The sequence below is a fragment of the Labrys sp. F242 genome (genome assembly GCF_057813875.1).
Genome location: NZ_JBVASG010000001.1, coordinates 2,247,557 through 2,272,455, shown reverse-complemented (window position 1 = coordinate 2,272,455; position 24,899 = coordinate 2,247,557). Strand labels below are relative to the sequence as shown.

21 protein-coding genes and 1 pseudogene are annotated in these 24,899 nt (G+C 63.3%); 14 read left to right on the top strand and 8 right to left on the bottom strand.

Annotated features, from left to right (window positions below; translation table 11 throughout):
• Positions 1-49: 49 nt before the first annotated feature.
• Positions 50-1,249, bottom strand: a complete 1,200-nt coding sequence (ampC, locus tag ACZYTC_RS10710) for a class C beta-lactamase (protein ID WP_488989572.1) — start codon at positions 1,247-1,249, stop codon at positions 50-52.
• A gap of 417 nt (positions 1,250-1,666) precedes the next feature.
• Entirely contained in the window at positions 1,667-3,019 is a 1,353-nt protein-coding gene (gene rimO, locus ACZYTC_RS10705) for a 30S ribosomal protein S12 methylthiotransferase RimO (protein ID WP_488989571.1), read from the bottom strand.
• A 386-nt stretch (positions 3,020-3,405) separates the two neighbouring features.
• Here rimO and ACZYTC_RS10700 point away from each other — a divergent pair, with 386 nt between their 5' ends.
• The 8 genes from ACZYTC_RS10700 (at position 3,406) to ACZYTC_RS10665 (ending at position 11,463) form a co-directional block, all read left to right on the top strand.
• Entirely contained in the window at positions 3,406-4,059 is a 654-nt protein-coding gene (locus tag ACZYTC_RS10700) for a FadR/GntR family transcriptional regulator (RefSeq protein ID WP_488989570.1), read from the top strand.
• A 41-nt stretch (positions 4,060-4,100) separates the two neighbouring features.
• Complete coding sequence (locus ACZYTC_RS10695; RefSeq protein WP_481274336.1) at positions 4,101-5,270, top strand: PLP-dependent transferase; 1,170 nt, start codon at positions 4,101-4,103, stop codon at positions 5,268-5,270.
• A gap of 81 nt (positions 5,271-5,351) precedes the next feature.
• On the top strand, positions 5,352-6,617 hold the full coding sequence (locus tag ACZYTC_RS10690) for an ABC transporter substrate-binding protein (protein ID WP_434956099.1): 1,266 nt from the start codon (positions 5,352-5,354) through the stop codon (positions 6,615-6,617).
• Between the two features lie 256 nt (positions 6,618-6,873).
• Entirely contained in the window at positions 6,874-7,797 is a 924-nt protein-coding gene (locus tag ACZYTC_RS10685; protein ID WP_434959629.1) for a carbohydrate ABC transporter permease, read from the top strand.
• 2 nt (positions 7,798-7,799) lie between these two features.
• Positions 7,800-8,639 carry a carbohydrate ABC transporter permease gene (locus tag ACZYTC_RS10680; protein ID WP_441772469.1) on the top strand — a complete coding sequence of 280 codons (840 nt, stop codon included), beginning with the start codon at positions 7,800-7,802 and terminating at the stop codon, positions 8,637-8,639.
• Between the two features lie 13 nt (positions 8,640-8,652).
• The gene (locus tag ACZYTC_RS10675; protein ID WP_488989569.1) at positions 8,653-9,720 is read left to right on the top strand and encodes an ABC transporter ATP-binding protein; all 1,068 of its coding nucleotides are present in this window, start codon (positions 8,653-8,655) and stop codon (positions 9,718-9,720) included.
• A 161-nt stretch (positions 9,721-9,881) separates the two neighbouring features.
• Complete coding sequence (locus ACZYTC_RS10670) at positions 9,882-11,111, top strand: MFS transporter (protein ID WP_434956102.1); 1,230 nt, start codon at positions 9,882-9,884, stop codon at positions 11,109-11,111.
• 1 nt (position 11,112) lies between these two features.
• The gene (locus tag ACZYTC_RS10665) at positions 11,113-11,463 is read left to right on the top strand and encodes an ArsC family reductase (protein WP_441772466.1); all 351 of its coding nucleotides are present in this window, start codon (positions 11,113-11,115) and stop codon (positions 11,461-11,463) included.
• 178 nt (positions 11,464-11,641) lie between these two features.
• On the opposite strand, the gene ACZYTC_RS10660 is transcribed toward ACZYTC_RS10665, so the two are convergent.
• From ACZYTC_RS10660 to ACZYTC_RS10635, 6 genes and pseudogenes are all read right to left on the bottom strand, one after another.
• Entirely contained in the window at positions 11,642-11,995 is a 354-nt protein-coding gene (locus tag ACZYTC_RS10660) for a DUF1428 domain-containing protein (RefSeq protein ID WP_434956104.1), read from the bottom strand.
• Between the two features lie 97 nt (positions 11,996-12,092).
• Positions 12,093-12,584 (bottom strand): peptide deformylase, encoded by a 492-nt coding sequence (locus ACZYTC_RS10655; protein ID WP_441772465.1) that lies wholly within the window; start codon positions 12,582-12,584, stop codon positions 12,093-12,095.
• Between the two features lie 31 nt (positions 12,585-12,615).
• Entirely contained in the window at positions 12,616-13,044 is a 429-nt protein-coding gene (cueR, locus tag ACZYTC_RS10650) for a Cu(I)-responsive transcriptional regulator (RefSeq protein ID WP_434956106.1), read from the bottom strand.
• An 84-nt stretch (positions 13,045-13,128) separates the two neighbouring features.
• Positions 13,129-15,402 (bottom strand): annotated as a pseudogene (locus tag ACZYTC_RS10645) (heavy metal translocating P-type ATPase); the annotation flags it as partial.
• Positions 15,403-15,646: 244 nt separating this feature from the next.
• Positions 15,647-16,345: an SOS response-associated peptidase gene (locus ACZYTC_RS10640; RefSeq protein WP_434956107.1), complete on the bottom strand. Its 699-nt coding sequence runs from the start codon at positions 16,343-16,345 to the stop codon at positions 15,647-15,649.
• A 31-nt stretch (positions 16,346-16,376) separates the two neighbouring features.
• On the bottom strand, positions 16,377-18,431 hold the full coding sequence (locus ACZYTC_RS10635) for an ATP-dependent helicase (protein WP_488989995.1): 2,055 nt from the start codon (positions 18,429-18,431) through the stop codon (positions 16,377-16,379).
• A gap of 327 nt (positions 18,432-18,758) precedes the next feature.
• Here ACZYTC_RS10635 and ACZYTC_RS10630 point away from each other — a divergent pair, with 327 nt between their 5' ends.
• From ACZYTC_RS10630 to ACZYTC_RS10605, 6 genes are read left to right on the top strand one after another with little or no spacing between them, the layout of a single operon-like run.
• Positions 18,759-19,439 carry a hypothetical protein gene (locus ACZYTC_RS10630; protein WP_441772462.1) on the top strand — a complete coding sequence of 227 codons (681 nt, stop codon included), beginning with the start codon at positions 18,759-18,761 and terminating at the stop codon, positions 19,437-19,439.
• Positions 19,436-20,671 carry a DUF4350 domain-containing protein gene (locus tag ACZYTC_RS10625; RefSeq protein WP_441772461.1) on the top strand — a complete coding sequence of 412 codons (1,236 nt, stop codon included), beginning with the start codon at positions 19,436-19,438 and terminating at the stop codon, positions 20,669-20,671. Before ACZYTC_RS10630 ends, ACZYTC_RS10625 begins: the two co-directional genes overlap by 4 nt.
• Complete coding sequence (locus ACZYTC_RS10620) at positions 20,640-21,596, top strand: AAA family ATPase (RefSeq protein ID WP_434956111.1); 957 nt, start codon at positions 20,640-20,642, stop codon at positions 21,594-21,596. The genes ACZYTC_RS10625 and ACZYTC_RS10620 overlap by 32 nt, the downstream gene beginning before the upstream one ends.
• Positions 21,593-22,903 (top strand): DUF58 domain-containing protein, encoded by a 1,311-nt coding sequence (locus tag ACZYTC_RS10615; protein WP_488989568.1) that lies wholly within the window; start codon positions 21,593-21,595, stop codon positions 22,901-22,903. The genes ACZYTC_RS10620 and ACZYTC_RS10615 overlap by 4 nt, the downstream gene beginning before the upstream one ends.
• Positions 22,900-23,985: a stage II sporulation protein M gene (locus ACZYTC_RS10610; RefSeq protein WP_488989567.1), complete on the top strand. Its 1,086-nt coding sequence runs from the start codon at positions 22,900-22,902 to the stop codon at positions 23,983-23,985. The genes ACZYTC_RS10615 and ACZYTC_RS10610 overlap by 4 nt, the downstream gene beginning before the upstream one ends.
• Positions 23,969-24,895: an RDD family protein gene (locus ACZYTC_RS10605; RefSeq protein ID WP_488989566.1), complete on the top strand. Its 927-nt coding sequence runs from the start codon at positions 23,969-23,971 to the stop codon at positions 24,893-24,895. Before ACZYTC_RS10610 ends, ACZYTC_RS10605 begins: the two co-directional genes overlap by 17 nt.
• Positions 24,896-24,899 lie beyond the last annotated feature (4 nt).

Genomic DNA, 24,899 nt, shown 5'->3' with positions numbered 1-24,899 from the left:
GCGGTGCAGGGCGGATTGCTGACCTGTTGCTGGAATGGCGGGGGACGTTTCAGGGCTTGGGCGCCGGCTTTTTCTGGCCGTCGAGCGCACTCAGGATCTGCCAGGCGGCCTTGACCCGATCCGGTATGGGATAGTTCTTGTTGGCTAGGATCGCGATGCCGATGCCCTTGGCCGGCACATAGGCGACATAGCCACCGAAGCCGTTGGTGGAGCCCGTCTTGTTGAACAGCATGTCGCGCCGCGCTGGCTGTGGCGATACGAGTTTGTGCGCCTCGTGCGGTTCGAAGGCCATCTTGGCTGAATTTCCGGCAAGCAGGCGCTCGAGCGTCGTCGGATAGCTATACATTTCCCATCCGAGGCCTTGCTGCATCACGCCTATCTTGTAGTAGCCTGCCTGCGTCGCGGCGATGGCACTCTGGAGCGTTTGGTCCAGCCGGGACCTATTCATATTGGCGTCGACGAAGCGGATGAGGTCTGTCGCGGTCGTCTTGATGCCATAGGCCTCTGAATCCATGGGGCCAGGCGACACCCGGACGGACCGGCCATCCTTGGTATAGCCGAGCGCATAGTCCGCCATCCGTTCCGGCGGCACCCGGACATAGGTATTGGAGAGGCCGAGCAGGTGCAGGATTTCTCCCTGCATGAGATCATCGAAAGGCTTGCCCATGGCCTGGGCGGCAAGATAGCCGAACAGGCCGATGCTTGGATTGGAATAGAGCCTGTGGGTGCCGGGCGGGAAGGCCGGACGCCATGCCTTGTAGTAGGCGATCATCTTGGTATCGTCGGTGATCTCGTCCGGAAACTGCAGGGGCAGCCCACCGGCCGTGTAGGTGGCAAGCTCGAGCAGGCTGACGCCTTCGAGGCTGCTGCCGACGAGTGCCGGCAATCTCTGGCCCGCCTTGTCCGACAGCGACAGGTCGCCACGCGCCACGCCATAGGCGCCAAGCGTGGCCGTGAAGGTCTTGCTGATCGAGCCCATCTCGAAAAGCGTATTGTCGGTGACCTTCTGCCCGCTCTCCTTCGAGGCAAGGCCGTAATTGAAGACGAATTGCTTGCCGCCGGCTGTGACGGAGATGGCCATGCCGGGGATTTTCTCCCGCTCCATCAACGGCTTGATGGCGGCGTCGACGATTTGTTCGAGATGGCTCTGTTCGAGCGGTGTCTGGGCCGAGACCGGCTGGGCGGCAAGCATGGAGACTGCAAGCGCGGATGCGGCAATCATCCGCCTGCGCAACGTCAACGAGTTCATTCCCAACTCCATTTTTCGGGGATGTGTCCTGAGGAGGCCTGAGCCGCCAGCACTTTTATATGCTGTCGACCGCTGCCTGCTGGGACTCCGGATAGGAGCAAATCCGGCTGCCGCCAAACGATGAATATTTGGATTTGGTATGAGAAAATCTTGGCCTTGAAACATGGCAATGCTTGCCGCGGCACTCCAATTGGCTGCGGGATATAAGTTTACCTTTTGGGATTGAGATGAGAAGCCGGGAGTCCCATGCCTCTGGAAATGCTGGGACCCCATCGACTCCGATTGGTGCCAGACGGTGACGATTTCAGCCGGCTTGAATCAGGCTTTCAGGCTAAGTGCATGCTCGCTCTTCGGCGACCGGTTTTGCAAAAGCAATGATGCCATCTCGGCAGCGCCAGGGCTTGCCATCTGCTGTTGTCAGACTGCGATGCCGTGCAGGTCGTAGGCGTCCGAGCGCTCGATCTTCACCGTGACGATGTCGCCGACGCGCAGCGGGCGGCGGCTGGCGACGTAGACGGCGCCGTCGATCTCCGGCGCGTCGGCCATGGAACGTCCCTTGGCGACGGTCGGTCCGGTCTCGTCGATGATGACGGGCAGGCGCTTGCCGACCTTGTTCTTCAGCTTGCGGATCGAGATCTGCTGCTGGGTTTCCATGAAGCGGCGATGGCGCTGCTTCTTCACCTCGTCCGGCACCGGCATCAGGCCGAGGTCATTGGCGGTGGCGCCGGCCACGGGCTCATATTCGAAGCAGCCGACACGATCGAGCTGGGCTTCGCGCAGCCAGTCGAGCAGCAGTTCGAAATCTTCGTCCGTCTCGCCGGGGAAGCCGACGATGAAGGTCGATCGCAGGGTGATGTCGGGGCAGATCTCGCGCCATTTATGGATGCGCTCCAGCACCTTCTCCTGGTTGCCGGGGCGACGCATCGCCTTCAGCACTGTGGGGGAGGCATGCTGGAAGGGGATGTCGAGATAGGGCAGGATCTTGCGTTCCGCCATCAGCGGGATGACGTCGTCGACATGCGGGTAGGGGTAGACATAGTGCATGCGCACCCAGACCCCGAGTTCGCCGAGAGCCTTCGATAGATCGAGGAACTTCGCCTTGAGCGGCTCGCCCTGCCAGGTGCTTTCGGCATAGCGGATGTCGACGCCATAGGCGGAGGTGTCCTGACTGATCACCAGCAATTCCTTGACGCCGGCCTTCACCAGCTTCTCGGCCTCGCGCATCACGTCGGCGGCTGGGCGGGAGACAAGATCGCCACGCAGCTTGGGGATGATGCAGAAGCTGCAGCGATTGTTGCAGCCTTCGGAAATCTTCAGATAGGCGTAGTGGCGCGGCGTGAGCTTGAGGCCCTGCGGCGGCACCAGATCCGTGAACGGATCATGGGCAGGGGGAGCCGCTCTGTGCACCGCTTCGACCACCGTCTCATATTGCTGCGGGCCGGTGACGGCGAAAACGTTGGGGAATTTTTCCAGGATCGGATCGGGTTCGGCGCCCATGCAGCCGGTGACGATCACCTTGCCGTTCTCGGCCATGGCATCGCCGATGGCGCCAAGGGATTCCGCCTTGGCTGAATCGAGGAAGCCGCAGGTGTTGACGATGACGAGGTCGGCGCCCTTGTGGTTGCGGGTGATGCCGTAGCCCTCGGCCCGGAGCTGGGTGAGGATGCGCTCGGAATCGACCAGGGCCTTGGGGCAACCCAGCGAGACATAGGAGACCGTCGGGGCCGTCTTGCCGTCCGCCGTCTCTTGCGCTGCTTCGATCACCGCCATGTCCGCTGTCCATCCTGTCCGTGAAACGCGTTCCTTTGCGCCAAGACGGGCCGGAATGCAATTGCGGAGTGGGCATGGCTGACCAACGGCCGATCATTTGGCGCCTCGGTCTCCCGGCCGACAGCAAGGCACGGCCGTACGAGAGGGAGCGATCGGAGGGCCGATCTTCGGTTCGCCCACTTGAATCGCAAGGCCGGCTCCCGGGACGATCTGGGGATCGGCCCTTCAAAACGAATGGTCCGACTTTCTCCTTGACAACCCAACCAACTTTGAAAAATAGTCAGATGTCAGACCAATTTTAGATCGCCATCCGGAAACCCGATTTGCGCTCGCCGTCAGTCCAGGGACTTGCTCCGCTGCCATCCGCCGATCGGGCGGATGATGTGATGCGTGCGATCGGCCATTTCATCGCCACCTCCGGCATCAAGCCGGGCGAGCGCCTGCCGACCGAACGGCAGCTGATGCAGACCCTGGCGGTCGGCCGTTCCACGGTACGGGAAGTCATCCGCAAGCTGCAGGCCTTGGGTGTGGTTGAGTCCCGTAAGGGCAGCGGCACCTATCTCAAACGGGCGTTCTCGGCCGACGCCATCCATATGCCCCTGGTGATCGATGCCGCCCTGCTGCGCGACCGCTTGCTGCAGACATTGGAGGTTCGGCGCGGGCTCGAAACCGAGGTGAGTGCGCTCGCTGCCCTCCGGGCGACGCCCGAGGACCTCGCCGTCATCGAGACCAAGCTCGACATCATGGAGGGGGTGCATCTGGAGAAGGGTACCTCCGGCCCCGAAGACCTCGCCTTCCATCTCGCCATCTATGATGCCAGCCACAATCCTTTGTTCGGCCAGCTCTTGGAGCGCATGCGGGAGGCTTTCGAGAGCTTCTTCGACGAGCCGTTCGATCGGCCGGATTTTGCCCGTCGCTCTTTTCGTTTTCATCGCGAGCTCTTCGACGCCATCGTCCGGCGCGATCCGGAGACGGCCCGTTTGAAGACGCTCGCCATTCTCGAAATTGTCGAAGAAGACATCAAGGACATGTCCAAATGACTGACCATCGGATGACCGAGGCCCAGATGAAGGAGGCCCAGATGACGGAGGTTTGGGCCGACTTCGACTATGCCAGCCTCGTCGTCGCCCATGACGATACTCACGCCTTCGAGGCCGTGGTGCCGCCTATCGTGCAGACTTCGCTGTTCACTTTTTCCAGCTTCGAGGAGATGGCGGCGACCTATCGCGGCGAGCAGGTGCGCCCGGTCTATTCGCGCGTCGGCAATCCGACCACGCGGCTGTTCGAGCAGAAGATCGCCGAGCTGGAGCGCACAGACGATGCCATCGGTTTTGCCAGCGGCATGGGTGCGATTTCCTCCAGCGTGCTGGCCTTTCTCGAGCCGGGCGACCGCATTGTCTGCGTGCGCCATGTCTATCCCGATGCCTATCGCCTGTTCGAAACTCTGCTGAAGCGCTGGAAGGTCGAAACGGTCTATGTCGATGGCCGTGACGCCGATGCGGTGGCGGCGGCGCTGCCGGGTGCCAAGCTGCTCTATTTGGAGAGCCCGAACAGCTGGATGATGGAGACGCAGGACATTCCCGCCCTCACGACCCTGGCGCGCAACCATGGGGTGATCAGCATCATCGACAACAGCTGGGCTTCGCCGGTATTTCAGCAGCCGGTACGCCTCGGCGTCGACCTCGTCGTGCATTCGGCTTCCAAATATATCGGTGGCCATTCGGACGTGGTTGCCGGGGTCGTGGCAGGGCGCAAGGAACTCGTCGAGATCATCCGGCGCACCATCACGCCCTATCTCGGCGCCAAGCTGGCCCCGTTCGAGGCCTGGCTGCTGCTTCGCGGTCTGCGCACGCTGCCGACGCGCATGAAGGCGCACGAGGCGGCGGGGCTGGCCGTGGCGCGCAAGCTTGGCGAGTTGCCCGAAGTGGTAGCGGTCCATCATCCAGGCCTCGGCAACAGCCTGCCACCGGGATTGAGTGGTACTTCGGGCCTGTTTTCCTTCGAATTCGACGACAGTGTCGACATTCCCGCCTTCTGCAACGCCCTGCGCCTGTTCAAGATCGGCGTGAGCTGGGGCGGGCATGAAAGCCTGGTGGTGCCGGCGCTGGTCGGACGCGGCCAGAATGCCGGCCCCAATTCGGCCGTTGATTTCGGTGTGCCCGAACGCATGGTGCGGCTGCATGTCGGCCTTGAGGGCGTGGATGCGCTCTGGGGCGATATCACCCAGGCGCTATCAGCTGCGAAGAGATAGGGCGAGCCCGGACGCAATCCGTCGGAAGGTGTCCGGGACGACCTTGGAAGTGAAGCGCAATAACAAGAGAGGGGAGTCTCAATGTTCAAGAAACTACTGCTGGCCGCCACGGCCTCGCTAGCGCTGGCTCTGCCAGCCTGGGCGGATACCACGCTCAAGCTGACGGAGGTGATCACCAGCCCCGAGCGCACGGAGACGCTCAAGCAGATCGTCAAGACCTTCGAGGATGCCAATCCCGGCGTGAAGGTCGAGATCACCTCGCTGCCCTGGGGCCAGGCCTTCGAGAAGTTCGCCACCATGGTTTCGGCGGGCGACACGCCGGATGTGGTCGAGATGCCGGATCGCTGGATCTCGCTCTATGCCAATAACGGCATGCTGGAGAACCTCGAGCCCTATCTGGCCAAGTGGGACCACACCAAGGACCTCAACGACAAGACGCTCCAGATGGGGCGCTACATCAACAACACCGCCTATGGATTGCCCTACGGCTTCTATCTGCGCGCGATGTTCTACAACAAGAAGCTGTTCAAGCAGGCCGGCATCGACAACCCGCCCAAGACGATGGACGAGTTCGTCGAGAGCGCCAAGAAGATCTCCGCCATTCCCGGCAAGTTCGGATACTGCCTGCGCGGCGGCCCCGGCGGCCTCAATGGCTGGATGATGATGGGCGCCACCGCGGCCGGCAACGACACCTTCTTCAAGGCGGACGGCACTTCCACCATGGCCGACCCCGCTTGGGTGAAAGGCCTCAGCGTGTTCGTCGATCTCTACAAGAACGGCTACGTTCCCAAGGACAGTGTGAACTGGGGCTTCAACGAGATCGTCACCGGCTTCTACTCCGGTACCTGCGCCATGCTTGACCAGGATCCGGATGCCCTGATCGCCGTGGCCGACAAGATGAGCAAGGACGATTACGACGTCGCTCCCATGCCCAAGGGAGCGGGCGGCAAGAGCTTCCCGACCCTGGGCTATGCCTCCTGGTCGATGTTCGCGGCTTCGGAGAACAAGGATCTGGCCTGGAAGCTGATCGCGGCTTTGGACAGCCCGGAAGGCAACATCGCCTGGAACAAGCGCACCGGTGCCCTGCCGATCTACAAGGCGGCGGAGCAGGATCCCTTCTATGCCGACCCTAAGTTCAAGGGCTGGTTCGAGGAACTGCGTGACCCCAATGTCGTGCCCCTGGTCATGCCGTTCCATCTGGAAGAGTGGGCCTTCTTCGACAGCTCCATCGCGTTGAAGACCACGCAGCAGGCCCTGCTCGGCCAGCTCGCGCCGGATCAGCTTGCCAGTCAGTGGGCCGAATATCTCACCAAGGCTCAGCAGGCCTACCTGGCGAAGAAGAAGTAATCGTTTCGTAGGCTCTGCGCGCGTCATCCTTCTCCCCTTGCGAGACCTGGCACTTCCTCCGGAAGTGCCTTGGGTGGCACGAATTGCCGGATGAGGGGAGAGATGCGACCTCTCCAGGGGCTCGCCGGAACCCCTCATCCGCCAACCATCCCCCGGCCCACTCCAAGTGGAGTGGACGATAACCGCAAGGGGAGAAGGGATGGTTGGGCGCGCCGGCTGTCTTCTCGGTCCCCAGCCCGTTCCCGATCGGATCATCATGGCTCTGGCAGATATCCCCGTCCAATCCAGCCGGCGCAGTCGAAGCGCCCGGCTGGCGTTCGAACCCTGGCTCTATGCCACTCCTTCGATCATTCTGATCGTGGCGATCATGCTGGTGCCTCTGGCAATCGGCATGTCCTACGCGTTTCGCGATATCCAGCTGCTGAAACCATTCGGGGGCGGCTATGTCGGCCTTGAGCATTTCCGCACATTGTGGGGCGACCTGAACTTCTGGAACGCCCTGTCCAATACCGTGCTGTGGACCGTGATTTCCGTCGCGCTGCAGTTCGTGCTCGGACTCATCCTGGCCTTGCTGCTGAACCGGCCCTTCCCGGGACGCGGCGCGGTACAGGCCCTGGTGTTCCTGCCCTGGGCCGTGCCGAGCTTCCTGTCCGGCCTCAATTGGGCCTGGATGTTCAATCCCATTGTCGGGCCCTTGCCGCATTGGCTGTCGGGACTGGGTGTGATGGCAGCACCCGACAATATTCTGTCCAGCCCTACCCATGCCATCTGGGGACCGATCGTCGCCAATGTCTGGTGGGGCTTTCCGTTCTTCGCCATCACCCTGCTGGCCGCCCTGCAGTCCATTCCGCAGGACATCTATGAGGCGGCCGAGATCGACGGGGCCGGACCGCTCAAGCGCTTCACCTCGATCACCATCCCGTTCCTGGCGCCGACGATCGCCATCACGGTGCTGCTGCGCGCCGTCTGGATCGCCAATTCAGCCGATCTCATCGTGGTGATGACCGGAGGCGGGCCGGCGGATTCGACGCAGATCGTCGCCAGCTACATCTACACCCAAGCCTATAAGCGCCTCGATTTCGGCTATGCCTCGGCGATCTCGCTGGTACTGCTCGTGCTGTTGCTTGCCTATGCCGCCACGCTGATCGCGCTCAGGCAAATGCTGATCCGGAGGGGATGATCATGCGCCGCTCCACACGTCGTTCCATCTACTGGGTCCTGCACTACACGCTGATCGGCCTGTTCCTGGCCTTCGCGCTGTTTCCGCTGTTCTGGCTGTTCAAAGTCTCGGTGACGCCCAATGACCTGCTCTACAGCGAAGGGGTCAAGCTGTGGCCCTCACGCTTCAGCTTCGATCATTATGCCTCGGTGATCCGCCACACGGATTTTCCGCTGTTCTTCCGCAACAGCGTGATCATTTCGGCCTTGACGGCCCTGTTTACCACGATCGTGGCGGCCGGTGCCGGCTACAGCTTTTCGCGCTTCGTCTACAAGGGAAAGTTCTGGCTGGTCGGACTGATGCTGATCACCCAGATGTTCCCGCTGGTGATGACCATCGCGCCGATCTTCAAGCTGTTTCAGCCGCTCGGGCTCAACAACAGCCTGACGGGCCTGGTCATCATCTACACCGCCTATAATGTGCCGTTCGCCGCCTTCTTGATGCAGTCCTTCTTCGACGGCATTCCGAAGGATCTGGAAGAGGCGGCGATGATCGACGGCGCCACCCGCTTCGGGGCGCTGCGCCAGATCATCCTGCCCCTGACCATGCCCGGCATCGCCGCCACCCTCGGCTTCGTCTTCACCGCAGCCTGGAGCGAACTGCTTTTCGCGCTGATGCTCAACACCAAGGACAATGTCATCACCTTCCCGGTGGGCCTGCTCAACTTCGTGTCGAAGTTCGCGGTGGATTTCGGGCAGATGATGGCGGCCGGCGTGCTCGCGCTCATCCCCGTCTGCATCTTCTTCTTCCTGATCCAGCGTTATCTGGTCCAGGGCCTCACCGCTGGCGCGGTGAAGGGCTGAAAGGTTTATTCCGATGGCCAATATCGAAGTGAAAGCCGTCCGCAAGAATTACGGCGCGCTGCCCATCCTCAAGGGCATCGACCTCTCCATCGCCTCTGGCGAGTTCGTGGTGCTCGTCGGCCCGTCCGGCTGCGGCAAGTCGACCTTGCTGCGCCTCATTGCCGGGCTGGAAGATACCACCCAGGGGCAGATCCTCATCGACGGCGCCATGGTGAACGACCTGCCGCCGAAGGATCGCGACATCGCCATGGTGTTCCAGTCCTATGCGCTCTATCCGCATATGAGCGTGCGCGACAATATGAGCTATGCGCTCAAACTGCGGAAGAAAGCGGCCGATTTCATCTCGGATGCTGTGACCAAGGCAGGTGCCAAGCTCGGCCTGGAAGCTCTGCAGGAGCGCACGCCGCGGCAGTTGTCGGGCGGGCAGCGCCAGCGCGTTGCCATGGGGCGCGCCATCGTGCGCAATCCCAAGGCCTTCCTGTTCGACGAGCCGCTGTCCAATCTCGATGCGCGGCTGCGCGAGCAGATGCGGTTCGAGATCCGCAAACTGCACCGCGATCTCGGGGCAACCTCGGTCTATGTCACCCATGACCAGATCGAGGCGATGACCATGGCCGATCGCATCGTCGCCATGCAGGGCGGCGTGATCCAGCAGGTTGGCGCACCGCTCGAACTCTATGACGATCCCGCCAATATGTTCGTGGCCGGGTTCATCGGCTCGCCGGCCATGAACTTTCTCGATGCGCAGGCACAGCCGGGCGAAGGAGGCACGGCCTTGCGGGTCGGCGATACGGTTCTTGCCGTCCTGCCGGGCCAGCGCCTGCCCGCCAAGGTCGTCGTGGGCATTCGCCCCGAGCGCGCGGTGCTGTCGACGGCGGGTAACGTGCCGGCCCGCGTCGATCTGGTGGAGCCGACAGGGCTCGGCACGGTGGCGCACCTGGAGATCGGCGGACAGGGGGTGAAGCTCTTCACGACCGAGCGTCCCGCCTTGACGGTAGGCGAGATCGTGAAGCTGGCCATCGCTCCCGGCGATCTCAGGCTGTTCGACCCTGCCAGCGGGGAGCGCATCAGGCTTACCTGATGCGATCCGCGCCTGCCAGTGGCAGATGCGTGGAGCTTTTGTCGGACAAGGGCTGGCCAAGCCGGCATTGCCCGTGACAAAAGAAGAGCTGAATTCCTTTCAGGCTCGCATGACGCTTTCCCATAGCCGGGGGCTGCATGCCTTTTCTTTTGTGAGATTTGATGTCCCGCATTGCAACGAGCAGCGAGGCCGTGCAGGAGCCCGCCGCCTCCGCCTGGGTCACTCTGTTGATCGCTGCGGCTTGCGGCCTCATCGCCGCGAATATCTACTATGCCCAGCCGCTCGTCGGCTTGATCAGCGCCGATCTCGGCATGTCGCCAGGCGCGGCTGGGTTGATCGTGACGATGACGCAGATCGGCTACGGCGCCGGGCTGCTGTTCCTGGTGCCGCTCGGCGATCTGATCGAGAATCGCAAGCTCATCCTCTGGGTGATGGGGCTGGCGGTGATCGCGTTGGCAGGGGCCATGCTGGCCCGCGACAGCCTGCAATTCCTGGTCTCGGCCTTGCTGATCGGGCTCGGATCGGTGGCCGTGCAGATCCTCGTCCCCTTTGCCGCCCATCTCGCACCCGAGGCGCGGCGGGGCAGGGTGGTCGGCAATGTGATGAGCGGGCTGATGGTCGGCATCATGCTGGCCCGTCCGGTATCGAGCCTGATCACCTATTTCAGCTCCTGGCACATGGTGTTCCTGGTCTCCATCGTCGCCATGCTGGTGCTGGGCGCAGTGCTGGCCCGGGCCTTGCCCAAGCGCCAGCCGCCGCCGGCTCCGTCCTATGGCCGTCTTCTCCTCTCGATGGCGACCTTGATGCGCGCCACGCCGATCCTGCGCAGGCGTGCTCTCTATCAAGCCTGCATGTTCGGCGCCTTCAGCGTGTTTTGGACCTGCACCCCGCTGCTGCTGGCGAGCCCCGTCTTTGGCATGACGCAGTCGGGCATTGCCTTGTTCGCGCTGGCCGGGGCGGCAGGCGCGGTGGCAGCCCCGCTCGCCGGGCGTGTCGCCGATCGCGGCTGGGTCCGTCCAGCCTCGGCCTTCGCCATGACGCTCGGCGCCCTCAGCTTCCTGCTCACCCATTTGGCCGAGCCGGGATCGAGCCTGTCGCTCGGCCTACTGGTCACCGCCGCGATCGTGCTCGACTTCGGCGTTTCGGCCAATGTCGTGCTTGGCCAACGCCTGATCTACAATCTGGGTGCGGAATATCGCAGCCGCCTCAACGGCGTCTATATGGCGACGTTCTTCGTGGGCGGTGCGCTCGGCTCGGCGCTGGGGGGCTGGGCCTTTGCCCATGGCGGCTGGGCGGCGGTCTCCTGGCTGGGCTTTGCCCTGCCGGTCCTCGCCCTTATCTATTTTTCGACGGAAAACAGGGCCTTGTACGGCCCCGCAAACAGGACCTGACATGAGCGTGACGATCTACGGTATCAAGACCTGCGACACCATGAAGAAGGCACGCAGCTGGCTCGACGCGCATGGCAAGGCCCATGGCTTTCACGATTACCGGGCCGAAGGGATCGACCGCAAGCGCCTCGAGGCCTGGGCGGACAAGGTCGGCTGGGAAACACTCCTGAACAAGTCGAGCACCACGTTCCGCGCCTTGCCCGAGGCCGACAGGCAGAGTATCGACCGGGCCAAGGCGATCGCATTGATGCTGGCCGAACCGACCATGATCAAGCGCCCGGTCCTCGACCTCGGCGGTGGCAAGCTGCTGGTCGGCTTCAAGCCCGACAGCTACGCCGCCGCCCTGGCCTGATGGGACAGGGCGGTGGTGCTAACCTGGCGGACAAGAGCGCTTATGCCGGTGTGCCGATCTCCAGATCGGCATTCTGGGTAGCAATATGTCTGTCGAAAAGATGCCGATCTGGAGATCGGCACACCAATTCTGATGCCTTCGATTGGCGCTTGTGAACAGGCGGCGATGAGGACCTGGCCTACCGCTCGATCAAGGTGGTGAAGCCGCCAAAGATCATGCGCTTTCCGTCGAAGGGCGCGTTCGCCATGCTGCCCTCCAGCCGGGGATCGGCCATCACCTTGGCCATGATGGCGTCACGCTCCTCGCGCGAGCGGTAGGTCACCCAGGAGAACACCACGATCTCATCCTCCTTGGCCTGGACGGCGCGCGGAAAGGACGTGACCTCGCCATAAGGCACGTCGTCGGCAACGCATTCGACATAGCTGAGTGCGCCATGTTCCATCCAGACCTGGCCGCCGAGACGGGCCATTTCCTCATAGGCCTTGAGGTTCTGCTTGGGCACGGCGACAACGAAACCGTCGACATAGGTCATTTCAGCTTCCTCCTGTTTCGATCTCCCGAAGGACGTTCGGCATCCGGCCAAGCCGACAGCCCTGGCGAAATTTTGTTGTCTGCGGGGCTGGCCAGCGTCAGGATCGCTTTTGAAAACGCTTGATCAGCCTCTCGCGTTTCAGGCGCGACAGACGCTGGATCCAGAAAATGCCGTCGAGCTGGTCGATTTCGTGCTGCAGGCAGACGGCGAGCAATCCATCGGCTTCCTCGGTCTCCTCCGCCCCTTCGAGGGTCTGGAAGGCGACACGCACCCGGGCGGGACGTTCGACCGTCTCGGTCGCACCGGGCATTGAGACGCTGCCTTCGACATGCTCCCGTTTATCGTGCGATGACCAGACGACGCGCGGATTGACATAGATCCGCACTCGTTTCTCATCGGGCAGCTCGATCACCGTCAGTCTTTCGAGAATGCCCAGATGCGGGGCCGTAATGCCGATGCCGGGCGCGGCGCGCATGGTGTCGAGCAGATCCTCGGCCAGGGCGGCAAGCCTGGGCCCGAATTCGGTCACGGGATTTGCCGCCTGGCGCAAGCATGGATCGGGAAAACGCAGAATCGGTTGGACAGGCATGGCGGGAAGTTAGCTCACCTCATCATGCACATCACGCTCGGCGACGCTTGGGCTTGGGGGGTGCCGCCTCCTCGCCATGGGAAAGATCCTCCAGGATCGGGCAGTTGGGCCGGTTGTCGCCGTGGCAATTATGGACGAGATGGCGCAGGGTTTTCGCCATACCCTCGATCTCGCGCGCCTTGCGTTCGAGCTCGATGATATGAGCTGCGGCGATGCTCTTGACATCGGAGCTCGCACGGCTGCGATCGCTCCACAAAGCGAGCAAGGTTTCCATCTGCTCGACGGAAAAGCCGAGATCGCGGCTGCGGCGAATGAAACGCAGTGTGTGAATATCGCTGTCACCATAGACGCGATAGCCGGCTTCCGTGCGGGCTACGTTCGGTACGAGCCCGATAGATTCATAATAGCGGATCATCTTGGCCGAGACGCCGGAGGCGGCGGATGCTTCACCGATATTCATGACGGTTCTTCCTGTTCGTCCTTCACGCGAAGACCTCATCACGACCTTCGAATCTTGATGAGCTTTCTTCGATATTCCCTTGAATTAGCTTGATGAAGTCAATGCCTGTACACCTGTCGCTTGTGCTGGTGCAGTCTCGGGCTGGAAGCCCTTGAGCCTGAGCGCATTGGTCACCACGAAGACGCTTGAAAGCGCCATGGCGCCGGCTGCCAGCATCGGCGAGAGCAAGGTGCCGTTGACGGCATAGAGAGCGCCGCCAGCGATGGGGATCAACGCGATGTTGTACGCGAAGGCCCAGAACAGGTTCTGGCCGATATTGCGCATGGTCGCCCGTGACAGGCCTATGGCCCTGACGACTCCATTGGGATCGCCGGCCATCAGCACCACCGCCGCGCTCTCGATGGCGACGTCGGTGCCCGTGCCGATGGCGATGCCGACATCGGCGGTGGCGAGCGCCGGCGCATCGTTGATGCCGTCGCCGACGAAGGCGATCTTGCGCCCTCCGGCCGCCAGCCGCTGCACGGTCTGGGCCTTGCCGTCCGGCAGGACTTCGGCCTCGACGGTTTCGATCCCGAGCCTTGCCGCAATCGCCTGTGCCGTCCGCCGGGCGTCGCCCGTCACCATCGCAACCTGGAGACCGAGTGCCTTGAGGGCCGCGACGGCGGCCTTGGCCGTCGGCTTGATCGGATCCGCGACGGCGATGACCGCTGCGATCTTGCCGTCGACGGCTGCAAAGAGCGGCGTTTTGGCCTGTTCGCCGAGGGCTTCCGCCCGAGACGACAGAGCCGTGGCATCGATGCCCTGTTCTGTCATCCAGTGGGCCGAGCCGATCGAGATCTTCCGGCCATCGACGAGGGCGGAGGCGCCGCGCCCCGGGATCGCCTCGAAATCGGTGGCCGAGGGAATGTCGAGGTTACGCTCGCGGGCCGCCTTGACGATGGCGGTGGCGAGCGGATGCTCCGAACGCGCTTCCACCGAGGCCAGCAGAGCGAGAACCTCATTCTCCGAAAAGCCGGGGGCGGTTTCGATATCTGTGACCGCAGGCTCGCCCTGGGTGAGGGTTCCCGTCTTGTCGAAGGCGACGATCTCGACATCACGCAGGCTCTGCAGGGCATCGCCGCGACGGAAGAGCACGCCGAGTTCGGCCGCACGGCCTGTCGCCACCATGATCGAGGTGGGGGTAGCCAAGCCCATGGCACAGGGGCAGGCGATGATCAACACGGCAACCGCATTGACGAGAGCGAAGCTGAGGGCGGGGCTCGGGCCGAACAGCAGCCAGGCGAGGAAGGTCAGCGTTGCGATGGCGATGACGGCGGGCACGAACCAGGCGGTCACCTTGTCGACCAGCGCCTGGATCGGCAGCTTGGCGCCCTGGGCTGCCTCGACCATGCGGATGATCTGGGCGAGGAGGGTCTGCGAACCCACCTTCGTCGCCCGGAACGAGAAGCTGCCTGTTTTGTTGATGGTGCCACCGATGACTTCGGCACCCACGCCCTTGGTAACCGGTATCGCCTCGCCGGAGATCATCGACTCGTCCACGAAGGAGGAGCCTTCGACGATTTCGCCGTCGACGGCGATCTTCTCACCGGGGCGCACCCGGATGATGTCCCCCGGCTGGAGCTCGGCGATCGGCACTTCGGTCTCCGAGCCGTCGCGCAGGCGCAGGGCCGTCTTGGCCTGCAGGCCGGCCAATTTGCGGATCGCTTCGCTGGTCTCGCCCTTGGCACGGGCCTCGAGATAGCGGCCGAGCAGGATCAGCGTGACGATGACGCCGGCGGCCTCAAAATAGACATAGGCCGTTCCCTCCGGCAGGGCCGAAGGCAGGAAGGTCGCGACGACCGAGAACAGCCAAGCCGCACCGGCACCGAGGGCGACCAGGGCGTTCATGTCCGGAGCACCGCGCAGCAGCGCCGGAATGCCCTTGACGAAGAAGCGCAGCCCCGGCGCGAACAGCACCAGGCTGATCAGCACGAATTGCGCATACCAGTTCCAACGACCCAGATTCATCTGGACAGCGTGGTGCAGGCTCGGCACCAGGTGTCCGCCCATTTCTACCAGAAAGACCGGTACGGTCAGCAGGGTGGCAAGAGCCAGATCCCGGCGCAGTGTGGCGATCTCAGCCTTGCGGGCCGTGCGTTCAGGATCCTCGGCCCGGTCTTCTTCGATCACATGGGCGCCATAACCCGCTTTGGCGATGGCAGCCAGCACAGGAGGGAGGTTGGCCGGCCCCTCGAAGGCGACCTGCGCCCGCTCGGTGGCGAGATTGACGGCGGCCTGCACGACGCCTGGGGTGGCGGCGATGGCCTTCTCCACGCGACGAACGCAGGAAGCGCAGGTCATGCCCTCGATGGCGATGTCAAAAGTTGCGGGGTTCGAAGTCGAAGAGCTCAAAGTCGGAGGGCTCATAGTCGGAGACATGGGGCAATCCCTTTCCAGGTCATTGCCAAGATAGGTAAACCTTCCAGTCATGGGAAGGTCAAGAGCTTCTTCTTCGGAGCGCGGACTTCCAGTCCGCTCTGTGAAATATCACGCTGACAGAAAGAGAAGAGCGGACATCGCCCCATGACTTCATGGAGCTGAGAAGTCCGCGCTCCCAGCCTCCTCACACAGGCCTGGCGATATCTTCCGTGTTGTTGGCTGGGCTGTTTACGCGCGAAGAAATCGGCCAGATCTCCATCAGCTCCGGCGGAAAGGGCACCATCAGGTCGAAGGGATCCGGCTCGATATTGTCGAGCCAGCGCTTATGGCTCTCCGGGGCCACTATTACCGGCATGCGGTCGTGGATCGTCGCCATCAGCGCATTGGCCTGGCAGGTGACGACGGCGAAGCTGCGCGTGATCTCACCAGAGGCCTTGTCGATCCAGCTTTCCCAGACGCCGGCCACGGCGAAGGGACGGCGATCCTTCATGGCGATGGCATATGGCTGCTTGGCTCCCTTCACCGGCTTGCCGTCCGGCTCAAGGATCTTCATCCATTCGAAGAAGAGATCGATCGGAACGAGACAGCGCCGTGCCTTATAGGCATCGCGGAAGGAAGGCTTGGTCTGGATGCCCTCGCAACGGGCGTTGATCGGCTTCGGCCAGTCGCTGGGATCTTTCACCCAGTTGGGAATGAGGCCCCATTGCAGGAGATCCCGAACATAGGTCGCCGATCCGGGTTTTCGGCGGAACACCCAGAAATATTGCGCCGGTGCGCCATTGAAATGGGCCTCCCAGGCACGAGCGACCTCTTCCGGCGTAGCGCCAGGTTCCGTCTGAAGGCCCGGCAGGTCCGGGCTGCGCTGCATGATCCGTCCACACATGGCCGGACCATGGCATGCTCAACCACACGTCTCAACGCCACATGCCGCGCATGCGGTCGCGCAGGTCGATCGAGCTGTGGATGCCGCCGGGTTGCCGCGCTCCGGATGCTGCCACCCTCGGCCACATCATCTGCTGGAAGCGATCGAGGATCGAAGCCGGGATGAAGCGGGTGCGGTTGGCATAGACATGCCGGTCGCCCTGGGAATGCTGGCCATGGGTGAAGAAGCGCTGCGGCATGACAAGATGCAGGCTGTCGCGCGCCCGTGTCATCGCGACATAGAGCAGCCGGCGCTCTTCCTCCAGATCGTTCTTGGTGCCAGCGGCGAGATCGGCGGGCAAGCAGCCATCCACGGTGTTGAGCACGAAGACGGCCTTCCATTCCTGCCCCTTGGCGGAATGGATGGTGGAGAGGATGAGGTAGTCTTCGTCCCGCAAGGGAGCTCCGGCCTCGTCGCTGGTGGCGTTGGGCGGATCGAGCGTCAGCTCGGTGAGGAAGCGTTCGCGGGATTCATAGCCCGCCGCGATCTGCTCGAGCTGGAGAAGATCGGCGCGGCGCGTCACCGCATCCTCATGCATGCGCTCGAGATGGGGCTCGTACCAGCGACGAACGCGCTCGATCTCGCCGGGCCAGTCGCTCGGTCCCTTGTGCAGGCTCGCGGCGAGGTCGACGAAATCGGGCCAGTCCGCGCCCGCGCGGGGAGGCGCCGGCAAGGCCGTGATGTCGTCGATACCGACGGCATCGAGCACATTGGCGGCCGACGTGGGGCCGACGCCCGGCAGCAGTTGCAGGACGCGGAAACCGGCGACGCGGTCGCGCGGGTTCTGCGCCCAACGCAGCAAGGCCAGCATGTCCTTGACGTGGGAGGCGTCGAGAAATTTCAGCCCACCGAACTTCACGAAGGGGATGTTGCGGCGGGTCAGTTCGACCTCGAGCGGGCCGGAATGATGGGAGGCGCGAAACAGCACCGCCTGCTGCTTCAGCGTCATGCCGCTCTCGCGATTCTCCAGGATTTGACTGGCGACGAAATCGGCCTGCCCAGCCTCATCCCTGACGGTGACGAGATGCGGACGCTCGCTCGATTGCCGCTCCGTCCACAAATTCTTGGTGAAGCGCTCGCTGGCAAGGGCGATGACGGCATTGGCAGCCGCCAGGATGGGTTGGGTCGAGCGGTAGTTGCGATCGAGCGTGATGATTTCAGCCGCGGGCGAGAACTGGGCCGGAAAGTCGAGGATGTTGCGCACGGTGGCGGCGCGAAAGGAATAGATCGACTGGGCGTCGTCGCCGACCACCGTGACGCCTTTGCCGTCCGGCTTGAGCGCCTTGAGGATCGAGGATTGCAGGCGGTTGGTATCCTGGTATTCGTCGACCAGGACATGGTCGAAACGGGCCGAAATGTCGGCGGCGATCATCGGTTCTGCCACCATATGCGACCACCACAGCAGCAGGTCGTCATAGTCGAGCACATTGTTGGCGAGCTTGGCTTCGACATAGGCGGCGAACAGGCTGCGAAGCTCCGCTGCCCAGGCAAGACACCAGGGAAAGGCCTCCTTCAGCACGTTTTCGAGTTCATCCTGCGCATTGACCACGCGCGAATAGATGGCCAGGCACGTGCCTTTGCTCGGGAAACGGCTTTCCGTCTTGGAGAAGCCGAGTTCATGGCGCGCCAGGTTGATCAGGTCGGCGGAATCCTCGCGGTCGTGAATGGTGAAGGAGGGATCGAGCCCGATCTGATAGGCATATTCGCGCAGGAGCCGGGCGCCGATGGCGTGGAACGTACCAGCCCAGGTCAGGCCTTCGCTCAGTGTCGCCCCCTTTGCCCCCATGACCTTGGCGGTGATCTGCTCGACCCGCCTTGTCATTTCGGAGGCGGCCCGGCGCGAGAAGGTCAGAAGGAGAATGCGCCTGGGATCAGCTCCTTCGGCGATGAGATAGGCAACCCGGTGAGCCAGCGTGTTGGTCTTGCCCGATCCGGCGCCGGCAATGATCAGCACGGGCCCGGCCGGCTGGCCCGAACCATGCTCGACCGCCCGGCGCTGGTTTTCGTTCAGGCCGGCAAGAGGGTCGACCGGCGATTGAATGGACATCTCGGGGACAAGAAGGGCTGCCTGCGCATTCATGCCTTGGTCTCGCGTCGTGAGGAACGAATCTGCCCACCGATTCGGCGGACCGTCTTCGGGAAAGGGTAGAAGTTACATATGAACAAAAATGGAACAGATTCGCGAATGACCCGTTTGCCGGCAACGACCTACCGCCGCGCTCCCGCTGGTGGATGAATTCGATCGAGGCGGCGTGAATGTGTTCCCTGGGCGCTTGCTCCGGATCGGCCATCACGCCATGTTCGCGGATATGAAGCAGGGCTGATTGGCGGTTTGGTGCGGGAACGGGGTCGAAAACATCCGACGGGAAGGATCATGCCGGCTATGGCCGGCTTGGCGGTTCTGCTCGCATTGACGCCGGCAACGCCGGCTTTCGCTGCCCCCGATCCACAAGCCGTGGTCAAGGATGTCGCGCGCGATCTCGGCCTGCAGCCGGATCTACCCGGCAACAAGGGCGAGGTTGTGACGCCCAAGACTGAACCGAAGCAGGATGAGCGGGCGCCACGCGTGTGGAACCCGTCGCTGGGAACCTTGCTGAGCATTCTGCTCTATGCCGCCATCGCTGCGGGTCTCATCTTCGCGATCTGGACGATGCGGGATCGTCTGCCAGCCCTGGGGCGGCGCAAGCTCGTTGCCAGTGTCGATACGGATGTCTCCGCTCAGGCCGCCTCGGTCGAGCGCATGGTGGTGGCCCAGGTCGAGGCCGACGAACTGGCGCGCCAGGGACGCCTTGCCGAGGCGATGCATGCCTTGCTGCTGCGCAGCCTGATCGAGGTGCGCAAGAGGCTCAATGTCAGCTTCGCGGACTCGCTGACTAGCCGCGAAATTCTTCGGGCACTGTCGCTGCCCGACCGTGGCAAGCAGGCGCTGTCCGACATCATCGGCCGCGTGGAGCCCGTCTATTTCGGCGAAAGCCCCGCCGAAGAGCGCGATTATGCCGCTTGCCGGCAGAGCTATGAGGCCCTGACCGAAGCGATGCAGGCGAGGGCGGCATGAGCGAAAAAGCCACCTTCTCCGGTCCTGTCCTCGCCGTGCTGGTCGCTGGAGCCACGGCCGTCTTCGCCCTGTCCATGCTGTTGATGCTGAACGGCTCGTCCGAAGAACAGGGCTTCAGCACCACCACCAAATCGGTCTCGGCGATCGGGCATGCCGGCCTCTATGAGCTGGCGCAACGCCTCGATGTCCCCGTTGCCCGCAGCCGCATCAACGGTACCGTCGCCCCTGGTGAAGGCGGGCTGCTGGTGATGGCCGAGCCGACGTCGAGCCTGTCGAAGGACGACATCATTCGCCTGGGACGCGAGAGCAATGTCCTGCTGGTGCTGCCGAAACGCTGGGCGCTGGCCGACAGGAGCAAGCCTGCCTGGATCCGCTCCGCCACGCCGATGGACATTCCCTGGGTTACCAGCATTGCGCGGCTGGTCGAGCCCAAGCTCGAGGTGACGCGGGGAGACCCGCCCAAGAGCTGGGACCGCAACGATCTCAATGTGAATCCCTCTTTCGACGACGGCGCCCAACTGATCAAGAGCGAAGAGCTGACGCCGATCATCGGCAATCGCCAGGGCATGCTGATCGGCGAGAAACTCGACGGCGAGCGCCGCGTCTGGGTGCTTGCCGACCCCGACCTCATCGAGAATCATGGCCTGACCAAGGGGCGGAACGCCGAATTCGCGCTCGCTTTGCTGAATGCCATGCGCGATGCCGAACTCGGGGACGGCAAGGTCGTGTTCGACGAGACCATCCATGGCATGGTCAACAATGTCGACAGCCCCTTCAAGAAGCTGTTCCAGTTTCCCTTTGTCATCGTGCTGTTGCTCGTACTTGCCGCGATGGCGCTGCTGGCTTGGGCCACCACGAGCCGTTTCGGCAAGCCGCGCCTGGCGCCGCCGGCTTTCGACCTCGGCAAGGGGCGCCTGATCACCAACACGGCTACCCTGCTCGACCGTGCCGGCCACCATGCCTTCGTCATGCGCCGCTATGTGCGGGCGACATTGCGTGATGTGGGTCGGCTGTTTCACGCACCACGCCAGCTCGATGACGAAAAATTGGCAGAGTGGCTCGACAAGATCGGTGAGGCGAGGGGGCTGGAAACCAAGGCCTCCGACGTCCTCGCACGCACCGTGGAAGGGCAGGGTACGTCCCTGACCGGTTTGTTCCAGGCCACGCGCGATATTCATGATTGGAAGGAAGAAATCTCCGATGGAACTGCAGCGCGTCGCCCACATCGCTGACGGCATCCGCAAGGAAGTCGGCAAGGCCATCGTCGGCCAGGACGAAGTCATCGAGCTAATGCTCACCGGCCTGCTCTGCGGAGGGCATATCCTGCTCGAAGGCGTGCCGGGCACCGGCAAGACGCTGCTGGCCCAGGCCTTCGCCTCGACCTTGTCGCTGAAATTCGGTCGTGTGCAGTTCACGCCCGACATGATGCCGGGCGACGTGATCGGCACCAACCTGTTCAACTTCCAGACCAACGCCTTCATACTGACCGAAGGGCCGATTTTTACCGACCTCTTGCTGGCGGACGAGATCAACCGCACCCCGCCCAAGACACAGGCGGCGTTGCTGCAGGCGATGAACGAGCGGGCTGTCACCATCGACGGCAAGACCTATGCGCTTGGCGCCGACTTCATGGTGGTGGCGACCCAGAACCCGATCGAGCAGCAGGGCACCTATCCCTTGCCCGAGGCGCAGCTCGACCGCTTCCTGTTCAAGATCGATGTCACCTATCCCAGCCGTGACGAAGAGAGAGCCATCGTCACCCAGCACGGGCACCGCTCGGCCATGCCCAAGCTTTCCGATTTCGGCCTCCAGAGCCAGGCCGATCCGGCAACGCTCGCCGATCTCAGGGCCACCAGCGAACAGATCGTGCTGACGCCGCAGATTATCGACTATGTCGTCGACGTGGTGCGCGCCACCCGTCAGCATCCGGCGATCGAGACGGGCGGATCGACCCGCGCCGCCAATGCACTTGCGGCCTCCGTGCGGGCCTTGGCCGCGCTGAACGGGCGCGATTTCGTCATTCCCGACGATGTGAAGCGGCTGGCCCGGCCGATCCTGCGTCATCGCATCGTCCTGGCGCCCAATGCCGAGATCGATGGCCTCACTCCCGACCGCATCGTCAACGAAATCCTGGACCAGACGGCAGCGCCCCGATGATCCGGCCGACACCGCGCGCCGTGCTGCTGTTCAGCCTAGGCATCCCCGTTGCCCTGTTGATGGTGGTATGGAATCCGGCGCTATGGCCGTTTTCCTTCGACCTAAGCCTGCTGGCCCTGCTGGTGATCGCCATCGACGCGCTGCTGATCCCTCCACGCCGTGCCCTCATCGTCGACCTTCAAGCGCCGTTGCGGTTGCCGGTCGGCAATGAGGGGCGGATCGATGTCACGCTGCGTAGCACGAGGTCGGCGCGCCCGCTCAAGATCGAGGCGGTGGTCGATCTCGATGGGCCACTGGAGACGCCGCCGATGGTTGCTGGCCGTTTCGGCGGGGCCCCGGAGGTGCTCAGCATTCCCTTTACGGCTCTGCGACGCGGGGTGGTGACGCTGGAAGCCCTCTGGCTGCGCTGGCGAGGACCTTTGGGGCTGGTGGAATGGCGCCTGAAGGAGGAATTGGCCCGCAAGATCGAGATCCTGCCCGCCGCCCGCATGTCCTTCGGCCCAGCCATCCAGGCGCTGAGCAAGAGCGCCATCTATGGCACCAAGACCCAGAACCAGAAGGGCGAGGGCACCGAGTTCGATACGTTGCGCGAGCATGTGGCGGGCCTCGACTCTCGCATGATCGACTGGAAGCAGTCGGCCCGCCATCGCAAGCTCCTGTCGAAGGAGTTTCGCATCGAGCGCAACCACCAGATCGTGCTGGCCTTCGACACCGGCCATCTCATGCTCGAGCCGATCGACGGCCTGGCGCGGCTCGATCATGCCATCGAGGCGGGGCTGATGCTGGGCTGGACCGGACTGAGGGCCGGCGATCTCGTCGGTAGTTTCGGCTTTGACGCCACCATCCGCCATTATCTCGAACCGGGGCGGGGCAGCACCTATTATGCCCGGCTGCAGCGCTCCGCGGCCCAGCTTGCCTACCACACCGAGGAGACCAACTTCACCCTCGGCCTGGCCGAGTTGAACGCGCGGCTGAAGCGCCGGGCTCTGGTGGTGCTGTTCACCGAATTCGTCGACAGCGTGATGGCCGAGCTGCTGATCGAGAGCTTGAAGCGCATGGCCAACCGCCATGCCGTGATCTTCGTCACGCTGCAGGATCCATTGACCGCTCGGCTGGCCAATGCCGAGCCGGAGGATTTCACCGTCGTGGCCGAGGCCGTGGTGGCGCATGATTTCGCGCGCGAGCGGGCGATCGTGATGGAGCGCATCGCCCGTCTCGGCGTGCACTGCGTCGATGTGCCGGTCGGTGGGCTTAGCGTGGCCTTGCTCAACCGCTATCTCCAAATCAAGCAGGAGGGCCTGCTATGACGGCCGTGGATGGGGGCATGCCGGAGGTCGGGCCGGCTCCGACGATCATCGGCGTGCCCAACGAACCTCGGGCTCAGCTTGTGCTGCGCTCAGCAGAGTTTCGGCGTGGGCGCGAGGAGAGCTGGCGGGAACTCGAAGACCTGGTCGCGCGCGTCGAAAAGCGGGGGATCCACGGCGTCTCCGCCGACGAACTGCAGAAGATGCCGCTGCTCTATCGCTCGGCGCTGTCTTCCCTGTCGGTTGCCCGCAGCATCGCGCTCGACCGTAATCTGCTGCGCTACCTCGAAGCCCTGACGTTGCGGGCCTATCTGGTGGTCTATGGGCCACGTACCAGCCTGCTGGCGGGGCTGGGCCATTTCTTCCGCTATGGCTTCCCCGATGCCGTGCGCAAGGCGGGCTGGCATATCTTGATCGCTTTCGCGGCGATGGCCCTGGGCATCGCGGCCGGGTTCGTGCTGGTGACCAGCGAAGCCGAATGGTTCAACGCCATCGTTCCCGACGGCCTCGCGGGCGGGAGGGGGCCGAGCGCCAGCACCGAATATCTGCGCAGCGTGCTGTTCGCGCCCTGGGACGGCTTCAAGGAGAGCTTCATCGTCTTTGCCAATTACCTGTTCCAGAACAACAGCATGGTCGCCATCCTCTCCTTCGGGGTCGGTTTCATGGCCGGCGTGCCGACCTTGCTGCTGCTGGTCTATAATGGGCTGATCGTCGGCGCCTTCCTGGCGATCCACTATCAACGCGGCCTCCTGATCGATTGCATCGGCTGGCTGTCCATTCACGGCGTGACGGAACTCGGTGCCTTCATCCTGTGTGGCGCCGCCGGCCTGGTGGTGGCCGAGAAGATCATTTTCCCGGGCCGCTATTCGCGCCTGGAAGCGCTCGCCATTCACGGCAAGCAGGCCGCCGTCCTCGCTTGCGGTGCGGTTGCCATGCTGTTCATTGCGGGCTTCATCGAGGGAGGCCTGCGCCAGCTCATCAATGTGACGTCCTGGCGCTTCGCCTTCGCCGCCGTCACCGCCGTGCTGTGGGGCGTCTATTTCCTCTATTGCGGCAAAGGGGCACAGCATGGCCTCTCCGCGTGATCGCGTATCCCAACTGCTGGAGGGTCGGCAGCGCCGCACTCGCGAGATCGTCACGCCGGAAGGCGTTGCCATCCATGTCGAGGTCGCCGATCGCGGCGAAAGGCTGGGGGCCTTCCTGATCGACCTGGTGATCTGGTTCGGTGCCACCATCCTGATCTGGATCGCCCTGGCGACCACCTTCCTGCGCGGCGGCAGCGATGTGACGGTGACGGTGATCTCCTTCCTCTCCTTCACGCTACGCAACCTCTATTTCATCCATTTCGAGCTGGCCTGGCAGGGCTCGACGCCCGGCAAGCGCGCCACCGGACTGAAGGTGATCGATCGCAAGGGCGGCGCTTTGACCCCAACCGCCGTCGTTGCCCGCAACCTCACCCGCGAGGTCGAATTCTTCCTACCGCTGCAGCTCTTCTTCATGTGGATCGGCGCCTCCAACAGCGGCGAATCCTGGCAGGCGCTTTCGATGCTGGGCTGGGTGGTGCTGCTCGCCGCGTTGCCCTTCTTCAACCGGGATCACCTGCGGGCGGGCGACTTGATCGGCGGCACCTTGGTGATCGCCTTGCCGAAGCGGGCACTTGCCCTCGACCTCACGCAGGGAGCGGCCAAGGTGGCGGCCCGCTACAGTTTCACCTCGGCGCAGCTGCAGGCCTATGGCGCCTATGAATTGCAGGTGCTGGAGGAGATTCTGCGCCGGCCCGGCGGTACCGAAACCTGGCGCATTCATCGCGAGATCGCCGAGAAGATCATCCGGCGTATCGGCTGGCAGGGCACCTTCGAGCCCAATGCGGCCGCGGATTTCCTGCAGGCCTTCTATGCGGCCGAACGGGCGGAACTCGAGCGCGGCCAGCTTTTCGGCCGCTATCGCGACGACAAGAACTCGGGTACCCGCAAGGTGGGTGAGCCGGCCAAGTGAGGGC